Source organism: Flavobacterium sp. N1719 (genome assembly GCF_025947045.1).
GTDB classification, from domain to species: Bacteria; Bacteroidota; Bacteroidia; order Flavobacteriales; family Flavobacteriaceae; genus Flavobacterium; species Flavobacterium stagni.
In genome coordinates, this window is the sequence record NZ_CP109993.1 from 34673 (window position 1) to 49719 (window position 15047).

A 15047-nucleotide genomic window follows, 5' to 3' on the forward strand; every position below is an offset into this window, starting at 1 on the left:
GCCCAAATCGATAAAAAGCAGGGTTTCATCGGTAAAAAACATGATTTTTAGGAGGTTATGAACACCAATTGCTGTAAGTAAAATCATGTTATCACATCAAAAAACTACACGTAACACACAGAATTACAATCGATAAGAAAATGATCGTGATTTTTTTATCAACAAAAAAGCCCTTCATAGGAAGGGCTTTAAACTTAAACTAACCAGATGTATAGTACTTAACTAAACTATAGCTGTATCTTTAGAAGCAATTCGTTTTACGAATGTGCGGTATAACACTTTATTCGGTTGAGAACCTGAAGTAATGATTTGTTTTTTTGTAGTCGTAGAAGACTCCCCTTTCACTTCATTGTTCATTGTATTTTGTTTTGATGACATGAACCAGTTTACTAAATCCGCTTCTGAATCATAAGCTACTTCAATTGCAGGAACTGTAGTTGATAATGTGTTTTCTTCTGACTTTACTTCTTGACCAAACATTCCGAAGCTTGATAATAAAAATAAAACGAAAAATACGATAGTTCTTTTTTGCATTGTGTTTGAAGTATTTTGTGAAAAGGTGTTCATCGTTGTTGTTATTTCTGAGTCAAAACTACAACCACACCAAGCGCTACTGAAATATATTCGATAAAATACCCTAAAACTCGTTTATTACCGACCTCGAAGTTTTTTATCCTTTTTTTGTGCATTTCATGGACAAAAAAAAGACGCTTAGTTGATAAGCGCCTGTTTTTGAACTATTTCACATATTTCCGAACTATCTTTTTGCCGTCGTTCGTCCAAATTTCAAACAAAACAACTTGATCGGGTATGGCCAAATCAAAACTGATCTCTTGTTGATTGATCTCTTTTTGAGTAGCCAATAAAACACCTCTCACATCATAAACATTGACACGGTCAATCCACTCTGTTTGTGAATGAATCGTTATTTTATCGTTTTGATGATATAATACAACTGAATTGGAATATTCCAAATCGGATGTATTTAATAACGCTGTGGAATAAACGATTTGGAAACGGTCGTTAAAAGTCCCTGCATTGGAACGGAAATAATAATCCCCCGCTTTTAAATCGTGTATTATATTAAGGTAACGGTCTTTCAAATAAATACTTTGGAAATCAAACAACCCATCAAAGGCAGACAAGTGAATGGTATAATCATCCAAAGCGGTTGATTTGAATCCTAATGGCACGACGTCAGCAACTTCAAATGGCAATCCCCTACCTTGGATAGATAAGGTTTGTCCACCGGGCAACACACTATATAAAGCCATCGGCAAACCAACATCTATAAAATCACTATCATAACCGCGGTCCAATCCCAATGTCGCTTCAGCTGCATAACCAACCAATGTTTGTTTGAATGCACCTGAACCATTCGTTACATCTAACCAATAACGATGGTTTGTTGAAACTTGTGTTTGGTTGCCATTTTGCATTCTAAAGAACTGGTTGTTGTTTCCAGCAATTCGCATACTATTTGAAAAAAGAACATTCCCCGAAACTAAAGCTTTCACAAAGAAACCTTGTCCCGCTGCAATTTTACCATTAGGAATGGCTGTGTTTACTCCTGTATTCGCTGCAGCACTTGTACCCGTTCCCCCTAAATAATTATAAATGGCATAATCATTATTGGTATAATTATTATTGGTCATGGGTGTGTTATGGGTCCAAAAATACAAGGTGGCATCGATTACACCTATATTATTAGGATGAGACAAAAAGGCATCGGCGTTAATTGCACTTGGAAACGGATTTCCTATCAAATTATAATTTGTAGTACTAAAAACAACCGGAGCATTTACAGGCCCGTTATTGGGCACCCCTGAAAATGTACCATTAAAAATAGAAGTTGTCACAGGACTGTATGAACTTGGTGCGCGAATAATGTATCCTTTCCCGGGCGTCATTGTACTCGTATTTAATACATTCACCCAATTAACACTTACAGGATCATACACAAAGAACTTATCTGCAGGGGTTACCGGACTAAATACATTCAAAACTTGATTCGCCACTGGTGAAGACCAATAGGTAAAATCAAACTTACGCATAGGCATGGCAGTTCGTTTATAAACAATATTACCCGAATTGACAGCCCCATCGACAACTTGCACCAAACTAGCAGTGTCGTTAAACACTAAGGAACCTGCTGCCACGACTACATCGTTTTGCACGATAAATGAATGACCCGCATTAAAGGTAATTGTTCCTGAATTCACCCGAACAGAACATGCATTTAAATCACCTGTCGAAGTATAATTTCCAGCAAAAATTGCTCGCACACTCGATGTGGGAGCGCCGTTATTCCATGCTGTTCCATTCCAAGTTGTAACAGGAATAGCCACCGAAACCACATTGGAATATAAGGCGTTACATGCTCCACTCTTCACTTGTACTCTGTAATATTTTATAGGATTAATGGTACCCATTTGAGCAGCAGTCAATGTTGTAGTGGTATTGGCGATATTGGCTACATTTAGTGTAAATGCTGCATCATCTGCAGATTCCCAGCGAACAACATTCCCCACATTGCCCGTCAACACTAAATTCGCGGGGGTAGTTAAGGTACATACAATTTGAGAATCACCCAAGACCCCTGCAACTGTTGGTGGAGAAACCGTGATAGCACTAAATCCGGTTCTTGAACAACCGTTGGAACCCGTTAAGGTGGCTTGATACGTTATCGTATTCGGGGAATTGGTATATACAGAGGTTAGGGCAGCTCCTGCAGTGTAGGGAACCGTACAAGCTGCATCAGTATATAAATTAGTAACAGGCGACCATGTTAACGCTGCAGATAAAGTTCCCGAAATTTTGACATTATCTATTGCCCAACAATAGCCCCAATTGGATTCATAATAGAAACGTATTTTCAAATTGGACATTCCTAAATAGGGAGTCAAATTCACTATACTGTTAGCAAAAGCATTAGCAACACCTTGTGAAGCTGTGTATGACTGTAAGGTATTCCAGGTTGATCCTGAATCGGTAGAAACTTGAATCCAAAATTTATCCCCAGAAATAAAACGAATATAATGATAGAAATTGATATTAGCCGAAGTATAGCCAATCAAATCAAAAGTGGGCGAAGTTAATGTAGTTCGGGTTGTTGTACCAGAGCTCGCACTTTGGGCATCAGAATTGGCTAAATAAAATTGACTTGCATCATTACTTGTAAAAATAACATCCCATCCGAATGCATTGATATAATTATAGCCAGAAGGTTGCAATGTAAATTGTGAATCTATTGGATTTCCACCCGAAGAAGTATTGGCAACTACCCAATTATTCACCGGACTGTTAAAATTTTCATTTAAAACTACCGAAGGTGTGGCCACACTCGTACTTCCAAACAATTGCAATATTGTACCTTGACAAATTGTTGGATTGACAGGCAAAATGGAAACCGCAGGTGGAGCCGCTTTAACATTTATCGTAATGGAAGTTATATTTCCACAAAGACTACCTCCACTTTGTGTCGCCATCAAGGTATAAGTTGTAGTTACTGTTGGATTAAAGGTAAAACCTGTTGCAATCGATCCGGAAACCCCAGTAGTTGGACTCCAAGTAAATGAGCTGTAATTTGCACTTCCAATTACATTAACAACAGGTGTAGTTTCATCCTCACAAATGGTAAAATCAGTTGCGCTTAACGATAATACTGGAGGAGCGGTTACCGTTAAGGTAACAGGAGTTCGCGGAGACAAACATTCGGTTGTGAATTTCCAGTTATATGCCCCCATATAATACACAGGATTAATGTCATTCCCATCAATTGTAGCTACTGAACTCGAATAAGGATAAGTACCATTGGTACTATTCATCCGAATACCTGAAGTAGGTACGGTTTCAAAAAATAAGTAATAATTTCCGGGCAACAAATTGGCATTGATGGCAATGGTTTGTAATGTATTCCCCCCGGAAACATTAGTGGTATAATTAATTGTAGCCACTGGAATATTTCCAATGGTACGAACTATAAAACGTCCAGCTTGACCGGATACCATCGGGAAAATATCTACCGATTGCAAAGTGGTACTCGAATTGACCGTAAAATCTACTTTTGCTGTATAATTTTGAACCGTACGAGTTCCCAACTGAAGCGTAGGGTTTACAGGCCCCGTTTTGGCAATTGCACCAAAAGCTCTAGCCTCTGCATAATAGGTAATATCCGTTAAGGTGTTGGGCGTCGTAATGGTAGTTCCTGTGCCTATTACCGTACTTCCAGTTGATGTAGCGTACCATCGAATACTTGAACCTACGGAAGAATTGGCCGTTAACGTTCCATTACCATAACCACAACGGGTTACGGGTATAGTTGATGTGATAGTAGGTGTAGAACATTCTGTATTGAATGTTTCTTCTGTAGTCCATATACTTTTGTCTGAGGGCCCACAGTTTCCTCTCACCCAAATCCAATAGTAAGTACTCGGACTTAATCCTGATAAATTTAATGTGGTTACTCCTGCCCCAACTGAACCCGTAGCTACAGTTGCACCTGTTGGGGGTGTACTCGTTGTTGACAAATAATATTCATAGCCTTGAGAAGGAGTGACAGAAGCGGCTGTCCATGTCAAAGATGCTGTCGTAGATCCAATTGTAGTGACGTTTAAGTTGGATGGATCCAAACAAGAGGGTGACAAGGTCACACTGATATCATCAATGGCAATAAATGTTTGATTCGCTAAACTCGAACCATAAAAACCGATATAGTATACTCCAGAAATTCCGGGTGCAAAATCAACCGTTTGGGTTTCAAAAAAATTATTGGTGATACCAGGTAAACTCACTAGGTTATTGACCATTCCCGCACTGGTTTGTGCAGTTCCATAAAACACGGATAAATTTTCAGAATTCCCTGAAACCGAACCTGTATTATATCTAAAAGTTAAACGATACGAAACGCCTCCTGTTAAATTCAATCCCGGAAGAATAAACCAATCATTCATATCCGCAGCCGTATTGTTATCAATTTGAATGGATCTTGGCGAAGACGTAAAACTTACAGCTTGCACTTTCCATTGATTGGCATCGGCATTATTGTTCAAAACATTATAACAAACAGGAACTGTCCCAACCGTTGTAGTGTCAAAATTTTGTGTATACGGAATGGTATAATAACCACAGGTAGTGGTTGCAGTAATTGTAGCACTATTCACGACACAGCCTGGACCGTTTGCGCGTACTCTGTAATAATACGTTGTTGAGGGTAATAGTCCAGAAATTACTAAGGAAGTTGTCCCTGTTGCTATTGACAAGTTATTATATCCAGTTACAAAAGAAGCAAAGGTGTTGCTTGTAGAAACATCGATGGAATAACTCGTTGCGCCAGTAACCGCAGACCAGTTGGCTGTAAATCCATTCCCTCCTACACTGGTAGCAGCTCCTGCAACAGTTGTAGCAAAGCAAGTGGTTGCACTTCCAGATAATGGCGTAGTTAAATTGTAATAAGGTGCTCCAATACATTTGTCGTTATAGGGAATAACCCAATAATAGTAAGTGGTATTGGAAGCCAAACCCGTTTGATTAAAAGTGGTCAAATTTGAATTGGCTACTACTAAAAATCCTGAAACGGTTGTACCCACTGGATAAAAGGTTCGGTTGACAAAAATAGCAGCAGTGGGTGGTGTACTTGATAAACTTCGAACCACCATATATTTTGACGGTGGATTGGTTGGCGGTGTAAAACTATTACCAACAAAAGAAGTACTGGTAATGGATGCACCTCCCAACACCAAAGCAGTCGGTAATTCGGCTGGAGTTGTACAAGGTGAACCGGGTGCAAATATAAATTGCAATCCAAAATTGGGATAGGCAGTTCCATTCGTGAATAAGGTAGCCGTGTTGACAGCACCTTGAATAGTAGCCCCTGAATTACCCCACAATTGGGAACTTCCTTGAACGCGATTAAATACGTTTCCTTGAACTAAATTGTTATCAAATCCCCGCAAACCGACTTGAACATTGACACTCGTTGTGGACTGTGTGGTATCACAGTTTCCATACGAAAATGTAATAGCATTGGTTGTCTCTGAAAGCTGAATTTGGAAGTCAAAATCACCAGGCACAACCGCTGTTGTTTTGCGATTCGCATTGCTCCATTGCACGATAAATGTTCGATTCGGCGCCGAACCAATTACACCATATTCAATTGGAGAACCATTTGAACTTAAATTCACACCCATTGCCGCCACTGCTCCTCCTGTATTTCCAGGATTGTATACTGTAGCCGTGCTCATTGGAGTATAATTGGCTACAGTTGGTGGCGTTGCTCCAAAAGTGATAAATCCATTCGGACTGATGAAACAATTTGTAAATACCGTATTGTCATAGGAAAAATTAAAACCAATGGGCACTTGAACAGGAGCGTCATCATCCCATGGCGCAGCAAATGCAACCGTTCCTCCCGATAATGGTACATATCCCGAAACGGGAATGGTCTGTGTAAAGGAATAAGCACTTACCTGCGCATTCATTTTTGCCGATAGAACCATAAGAACTACTATGGTCAAAAAGAAATGACGAACTAAAGTATTGTTTGGATGCATAGCAAAGCTAGTGTTACTTAATAGCCTGAATTACAAACGGCTAAAGTTTTAGAAGTCTAAGATATAATATATTTTTTTAACAAAATAGTGTATTCGATAAAATCGTAAAAACCTCGACAAAATGCAATAAAGCCCGCATAAGCAGGCTTTATTCATCGTTTTAACAAGTTAACAGCTACGCTGCTATATTTTTCAATTACATTACTTTACGTACCGCAACTGCTTTATTTTCTGTACTGACTTTTACAATCAATACCGTAGATTTTGGCAAACTGTTCATTTCAAACTGAGCGGCGTGAATTCCTTTTGAAGTCGCTACTTTTTTACCGTTTAAATCATATACTTGAACTTCATCAATAGTATCATTTTCAACATTAACTTTCAAATTACCTTTCACAAATTTGATTCCAATTGATTCCGATTGTGGCAATTCTACTTGACCTAACAAAGTTTGATAATGCAACTCAAAACGGTTAGCAAAACTTCCTGCAGCAGTAGTAAATGTATAATTTCCATCTTGTAAAGAAACCATTGTACCTGCAACATTATCTTTTAAAAACACGGTTGTATTTCCATTAAAAGTACCTTCAAAAGCATCTAGAGAAAGTGTGTACGTTCCCGCTGTAGTTACGGTATAATTCATGGGAACAACATCAGCTGCATCAAAAGGTGCAACACGTCCTTGAATCGCATAGTTTTCAGTATTTACTACTGTACTTAATAAGATGTCGCCATCCGCAATTTGTTTGGCATCAATATCAGCATCCAAACCATTTGTAGCTTCTGGAAAATAACCCACCATAATTTGTGAATATGAACCGGTAGCACTTGTCATTTTTACCCAAAAACGATCTGATTCTTGACCCAATTGGGATTGTGTAGCATTGGCACCTGTTTTAAACATTTGGTTTGCATTATCCAAAACACGCATGTCATTGGTGAACACTACTTGTGTCGCATCTGCCTTAGCTTCAACGATAAAGCCTTGTCCTACTTGAATAATTCCATTGGGATTTACCCCTTCTCCATTGGAAGAATAGCCGTATTTTGAAATGGCCCAGTACGAACTATTAGGTGCTCCGTTGGTTTTTCTCCAGAAATATACTGTTCCTTTGATATTGTTTTGATTTGCATCAATAAATTTTGACAAACTAATCGCTGATGGATAGGGATTCCCTACTAAATTGTAACGTTTTGTAGCATCCGCTGAATTGGTCAATGTATAGGTAATATTACCGTTGTTTGGAACTCCAGCAAATTGTCCATTCCAAATGGTTGCTGCTGTAGGATGGTTGTTAGGCACACGAATTAAATACCCTTTGGCTACATCAAAATTAACTGCACTTGGAGTCGCAATTGAATTGTACGTATTTAATGCTGTATTGTAAGTATAGAAACGTGAGGTTGGACTTACCGATGTTAAGGGTGAAAAAGCCAATACATTTTGACCCACAACGGGTGATGACCATAAAATGTAATCCAAACGTTTTAAAGCGGCTGATTTTCTTTTCACGGTAATAGCCGTGGTATTAGCAACTGCATCAACTTGTACTAAATTAGCATTACTTTCTACAATTAAATTGGTAGCATTTACGGTTGAAATGGCATTCGTTACTGTAATATTTTTTCCTGATTTAACGGTCAAAACACCATTTCCAGCGATAGTCAAACTGTATGCTGTAGCATCTTGTTCAAGAACCTCAGCAGTTTTACCTGTCCCGATAGTTACTTTACAATACGCATTAGGCACTACTCCCTCTGCCCAATTTCCTGCTACACTCCAAAGTGTATTAACCGCACCTGTCCAACTGCTTAATCCATATACCTCAATGGATTGTTCAATCATTGTACCACAAGACCCTGTAATTTGCGCATAATATTTACCAGGACCTACATTATTTAATGCAGTACCTGTTCCTAAAAAGTTTCCATTACCATTCGGTTCAGTAAACCAAGATACATTGGCATTTGTTCCAGATACACCATTTGCACGAACCGTTGTTGTAGCATTGGCTAAAATATCATTGGCATCTGCAGTTAAATTGCTAAAAGTTAACGGTTGATTAACAACTACAGTTACTGTAGCACTTGAAGAACAGCCGTAAGAATTAGTAGCTGTTACTGTATATGTAGTCGTTTCAGTTGGTAACAATCCTATTGGATTTTTTAAGTTTGAAGTGAAACCCGCTGGAGAAGAAGTCCATGAATAGGTTGCCTCAACATTGGTCATTACTCCAGTAACCATTACATTATCCACTGCCCAATACCATCCCCAAGTCGCATCAAATTTGAAGCGAACATAAACCGTAGGTTGATTCACGTACCCATTAAGATTAATAGATACCGGAGCAAAATTAGTAGCTGACCCTTGAGTAGCGGTGTAATTTCCAGCTAAAGTAGTCCAGTTAGTTCCGTCTGTAGAAATTTGAACCAAGGCAGTTTGTCCACTTAAATGACGGTAATAATGGTAAAAAGTTAAGGTTGCAGCGTTTAATCCAACTGTACTAAAAGCAGGAGATTGTAAAATTGTAGCACTAGTACCTCCACTACCTTGCGCATCACTATCACTGATGAAAAACTGTGATGCATCATTGCTGTTTATAGTTTCTGTACCGGCTACAAAACCATTCGGACGTAAAGTCCATGCTGCAGCACTTGGCGTACCTAAAGTACTGTTATTTATTGTAGTCCATGAGGAAGTACCAGCATTAAAATTTTCATTTAATATGGTAACATTCGGATTTGAATTTGAAGTTGCCCCTGCAATTAAGTTCAAAGGAGAACCCAAACAAATTGCAGTACTACTTGCTACTGCACTCACTTGTGTAGGAGCTGGATTAATTACAATTCTTCCAGTTAACGTGGATGAATTACAACCGCCTGTTGGGGTAATTGTGTAATTAAACTCACCAGATTGTGTAGGTGTTCCAGAAATCACAATACTTCCATCGGTATAAACTCCTGTAACTCCAGAAGGTAATCCTGAAAATGTGGCGCCATAGGCTCCTGAAACATTATAAGTAATAGGTGTAATTACAGAACCCAAACACACCGTTTGATTAGCACTAGCCGCTCCTGAAGTAAGCGTAGAGGCACAAGTCCAACTAATAACAACCTGTCCTGCTGCACCAGCACCTCCAGTGCGGTTATCATTGGTTCCTGAACGAACTCCACCACCTCCACCACCGGGAGAGATACCCGCAGAACCGTTTCCATTCGAACTATTTCTTCCATTCCCGCCATTTCCACCTCCAGTTGGAGCTGTTGCACCTGTTCTTCCTGAAGCGTTGGTTCCATTAGCTGTAGTACCTGCTGAAGAACCACCACCGCCACCATTACTTGTGTCTGTACCATTAGCACCACGACCACCACTCCAACGCACATCTCCTACAGAAGAGGAAGCAGGTCCACCATTGGCACCAGAAGAACTGTTATTTTGTCCTGAAGAACCACCTTTGGCAAGTACGGTAGTAGTATTTATAAAATAACTATCACCGCCTGAAGCAGTAGTTGTACTTCCAGCCCCCACCACTACTGTGTATGTGTTGCCAGGAATTACAGTAATCGAGTTTTTACGCGCATATGCGCCGCCGCCGCCGCCGCCGGTTTCGGTTCCATCACTTATTGTTGAACCACCACGGCCTCCACCACCCCAGCACTCTACAGTGACTGAAGTAACACCAAAAGGTACAGTAAATGAACCTGAAGAGGTAAAAGTTCTTGTTTGCGCATTAGTTGGATTCGTCAATGCTGTTAGCATTAAAAGAAAAATAAGATTAATCCAAGACGAGGTTAAGTTTTGTACTGTTGTTTTCATTTTTTTAAACTTGTTTTACGATGTATTGGGGTACAAGGCAAAACTATAACCATCTAGTTATCTGATAAAAAGAAAACGATATCTTAAAAATAAAATCGTTAAAAAGCCATTTTTACAAAATTTAACAAATTTTATCGGATTATTTTTCCATTTGTCTAGTTTTTTATTTCGACAAAATACAGTTTATTGACGATGAATACATTTTTACACCTATACTTCTTAATTTTTTTCTTACATAAAATAAAAAACCTCTCTAGAAAATCTAGAGAGGCTTGTTAATTGTACTCGGATAGTATTAAAATTACATCACTTTTTTAACCCCTGTTTTACCCGATGTTGTGACTACACGAACTAAGTAAGTTTGATCTTGTGAGACACCTGATAAAATAGCTTGTTGCTGATTTAATTTTTTTAATTGGGTAATTAAACGTCCTTGTAAATCAAATACTAAAACTTGATCTATCATTTCTTGGGCTTGAACACGAATGACATTTTGAGTTCGAATCACTTGAAAATCTAAATTAGATAGACTAGGCGCATGATTACTCAATGCATTTTGATACACCAATTCGAATCGGTTAGTAAAGGTTCCTGCTTGAGATTGAAACACATAAGGCCCTTGATTCAAACTGTTATATGTATTATTCGTCAAATCATGGAGGTATATGTCTTGTGTACCACTTGCAAACAACCCATCCACATGATCAATAGTAATTGTCATGGTACCAGCTGTAGTTGCTTTATAAGATAAGGGTACTACATCGGCTGCATCAAAAGGTACTGGACGACCATTCACAATATAGTGCTCTCCATTAATAGGCGCAGTTAATGCTAAATTCCCATCGTTAAATAATTTACTATCCGTAGCATCTGCCGCTAAAGTTCCATTGCTGAAGTAACCTACTACTGCTTGTGCAAAATCATTCCCACTGGTAATATTCAACCAAATACGGTGTTTTTCTGCATTTTGTGTAGTAACACCTTGTGATTTAAACATTTGGTTGGCATTGTTACCCACACGTTGGGTATTGTTGAATACTACAGATGTCGCACTGCCTTTTGCTTCTACAAAGAATCCTTGTCCCACTTGGATAATGCCATTTGGCGATTCGGTGTAGGCTTCTCCATTATCCACAAATGTATCCGTATCCATGTTCCAAGTACAATACGAAGGTTTGGTCGCATTGTTGGTTTTTCTCCAGAAATACAAAGTAGGCTCAACGTTTGAAGCATTTTCACTGAAAAATTGTGCAATATCTAGCGTCGAGGGATACGGATTACTTACCGCATTGTATCGGAATCCAGCACCGTTATTTCCTAAAGTTACATTGTAAGTTCCATTGTTAGGAACTCCCGTGAACGATCCGTTCCATACTGCTGCTGCCGTAGGATGGTTAAACGGTAAACGAATCAAATACCCTTTACCCGCTTGCATAGTATGCGTAGCATAGTCAGCAATTGAATTGTAAATATTTGTTGCAGGATTATATTGGTAGAATCGAATATTCGGATTTACAGAAGTCAGCGGTGAAAAGTTGAACAAATTCTGCCCCGCCACCGGTGAACCCCATAAAATATAATCCAAACGAATCAATGGATTGGATGTACGTTTTACTACAATGTTACCGCTATTCACCGCATTCGGATTCACTTGAATCAAGTTCGCATTACTATTCACCGTAAAGCTACTTCCTGCAGCTACTGAAATCGCGTTTTCTAAGGTTACATTCGATCCCGAAGCCACCGAAACGATAGCATTGTTTGAAATCACTAACGCACATGCTTGAAGGTTACTTGCAATGGTTAAGTTACCCGTTACAAAAGCAGCCTTGGTAGCATCTGGAGTACCATCACTCCATGATGTTCCATCCCAAGTTGTGGTATTTACAGCAACTGTAGCCGTTTCCGAAAGGGTTACCGGACATTGACCGTTGTCTACCGATACCAAGTTTAAGGTTTGTGAGGCCGTAGCACCCGTTACCGTAATGGTTGCTGAACCGCCGGTTAATATGGTAAATTGAGTCCCTCCTCCATTTAAATTATAATATAAAATCGCATTGGTTGTTCCACTTACCGTAAAGCTAATATCGCTTCCATAACATTGGGACGGACCGTTACTGGCTGTAATGCTCGCTGACGCTAATGGATTTACTGTCATCGTTACACTGTTTGATGTCGCAGGCGAACCCGTCAAACACGGTGAAGCATTGGATGTCATCACTACGGTTACTACATCGCCATTTTGCAATGCGGTAGTCGTATACAAAGCGTTATCTGTACCTACATTATTGCCGTTCACTTTCCACTGATAAGAAGGTGTTGTACCGCCGTTAGTTGGTGTAGCCGTAAACGTGACCGAAGTTCCCTCACAGATGGTAGTAGTTGAAGCTGCAATGCTTACAGAAGCTGGCAAACTCGGTATTACAGTCATTGAAATACTATTGGATGTAGCAGGTGTACCATTAACACATGGTGTTGCATTAGAAATCATCACCACAGTAACTACATCACCATTAACTAAACTAGTTGAAGCATACGTTGCACTATCTGTACCCACATTATTTCCATTTACTTTCCACTGATAAGATGGAGTTGTTCCTCCATTGGTCGGTGTTGCAGTAAAAGTTACATTTGTACCTTCACAAATTGTAGTTTGAGAAGCCGCAATATTCACTGATGCTGTTACGTAATTATTTACCGTAACCGTTGTTGAAGCCGATGTTGAACAACCTAACGCGTTTGTAGCAACAACTGTATACGTTGTAGTTACAGATGGCGTAACTCCTGAAGGGTTTTTAAGCGAAGAAGTAAACCCAGCTGGAGAAGAAGTCCATGCATAGGTACAATCATCTGGTGTAGAAGAAATACCACTTACTGTAACATTATCAACTGCCCAATACCAATCCCAACTTGCATCGTATTTGAAACGAACATAAACGGTTGGTTGATTGATATAAGCATTAATATTCAAAGTCACCAAACTAAAATTGGTAGAAGTACCTTGAGTAGCTGTATAGGGACCCGAAAGCGTTGTCCAAGTTGTACCATTGGTAGAAATTTGAACTAATCCAGTTTCTGAACCATTATAGCGGTAGTAATGATAAAAAGTTAAATTTGCAGAATTCATTCCCACAGTGCTAAATGCAGGGGATTGAAGAATCGTTGCAGTTGTAGATCCATTTCCTTGTGCATCACTGTTGGACATGTAAAACTGTGAAGCATCATTACTATTGAAAGTCTCAGAACTTACTGTATACCCATTTGCACGCAAAGTCCAATCCGCTAATGCAGGTGTACCACCTGTACCAGTATTGGTTAAGGTCCAACTATTTGTTCCTGCATTGAAATTCTCAGAAAAAACAGTAATTGGAGTTGAGAAAATATTAGAATTAGCAGCAGCTGTTAAATTTACACTACTACCCACACAAATTGAACTTTGACTTGCAGTAGCTGTAACATCTGTAGGCTTTGGATTCACAGTAAGCGTACCTGTTACTATCGAAGATGTACAACTGCCTGTAGGAGTTACGGTATAATTAAATACCCCCGTAACTGTAGGAGTTCCAGAAATTACTATTGAACCATCTGTGTAGGTTCCTGTAACCCCAGCTGGCAATCCTGCAAAAGTAGCCCCATAAGCACCCGAACATGTATACGTAATGGTTGTAATCGCACTACCAAAACAAATGGTTTGATTATTTGTACCTGTACCTGATGTCAATACATTGGAACATGTCCATGAAACGACTACACGACCATTCGCTCCTGCTCCACCCGTTCTACTGTTTGTGTTACCCGATAGTACGCCACCGCCACCGCCGCCTGGAATACTTCCTGCGTTACCATTTCCATTACTTCCAGAACGTCCTGCTCCTCCATTTCCACCACCTGTCGGCGCTACACCTCCAGCCGGACTTCCTCCATTTGTTCCATTTGCAGCAGTTCCGGCAGAAGATCCGCCGCCGCCTCCATTGTTACCATTAGAACCATTAGCTCCATTACCTCCTGAAAATTTAACATCACCAACTGAAGCAGCTGCAGATCCACCGGTTGCTCCACCTGCAGTATTATTGGCTACTGAGTTCCCTCCTTTGGCCATTACAGTAGCTGCGGTGTTAAAATAAGAATCACCACCAGCAGTTGTTCCTGTACTACCAACACCCACTACAACCGTGTAATTTGAATTAGGAGTCACTGCTTGTGCATTTTTGCGGGCATAAGCACCACCTCCACCTCCACCAGTTTCTGTTCCGTTACTTGCCGTGGATCCACCACGTCCTCCACCTCCCCAGCACTCTACAGTAACTGAACTTGTGTTGTGTGGGGCTGTAAAAGTTCCATCAGCATTGTAAGTTGATGACTGAGCCATAAGTTGACCCACATTGCCAAAAAACAAAAACAACAAAAACAAATAACAGCATCTCTTCGATAATTGTGTGTACATTTTTTCCATTTGCGTTATATAAATTAATTAGAGCGATTTGAATACAAAATTAATTCGGGTGTAGTTTAAAGTTCGCAAACATACGGTAAATGTTACAAAAACTCGATAAAGACCACTTTTTAAGTTTTTTTTTTGATTTTCATCGACATTTTTCTCTTTTAACCGAGACTAAAAAGGGCTAAAACTTAAAAGCAAACACCTAATAGGTTTTGATTTACAGTGTTTTAACGCAATA

Annotated in this window: 4 protein-coding genes; all 4 read right to left on the bottom strand. The window is 39.5% G+C overall.

Features of this window, described 5'->3' with window-relative positions:
• Positions 1 to 222: 222 nt before the first annotated feature.
• Entirely contained in the window at positions 223 to 534 is a 312-nt protein-coding gene (locus tag OLM45_RS00110) for a hypothetical protein (RefSeq protein WP_264510941.1), read from the bottom strand.
• 203 nt (positions 535 to 737) lie between these two features.
• On the bottom strand, positions 738 to 6551 hold the full coding sequence (locus OLM45_RS00115) for a fibronectin type III domain-containing protein (protein ID WP_264510943.1): 5814 nt from the start codon (positions 6549 to 6551) through the stop codon (positions 738 to 740).
• A 196-nt stretch (positions 6552 to 6747) separates the two neighbouring features.
• Positions 6748 to 10368 carry a T9SS type A sorting domain-containing protein gene (locus tag OLM45_RS00120; protein ID WP_264510945.1) on the bottom strand — a complete coding sequence of 1207 codons (3621 nt, stop codon included), beginning with the start codon at positions 10366 to 10368 and terminating at the stop codon, positions 6748 to 6750.
• Between the two features lie 301 nt (positions 10369 to 10669).
• The gene (locus OLM45_RS00125; protein WP_264510947.1) at positions 10670 to 14821 is read right to left on the bottom strand and encodes a T9SS sorting signal type C domain-containing protein; all 4152 of its coding nucleotides are present in this window, start codon (positions 14819 to 14821) and stop codon (positions 10670 to 10672) included.
• Between the last annotated feature and the right edge of the window lie 226 nt (positions 14822 to 15047).

Coding starts and splice junctions, on each gene's coding strand:
- OLM45_RS00125 (WP_264510947.1), bottom strand. CDS start 14,821: ATGGAAAAAATGTACACACAATTATCGAAGAGATGCTGTTATTTGTTT.
- OLM45_RS00110 (WP_264510941.1), bottom strand. CDS start 534: ATGCAAAAAAGAACTATCGTATTTTTCGTTTTATTTTTATTATCAAGC.
- OLM45_RS00115 (WP_264510943.1), bottom strand. CDS start 6,551: ATGCATCCAAACAATACTTTAGTTCGTCATTTCTTTTTGACCATAGTA.
- OLM45_RS00120 (WP_264510945.1), bottom strand. CDS start 10,368: ATGAAAACAACAGTACAAAACTTAACCTCGTCTTGGATTAATCTTATT.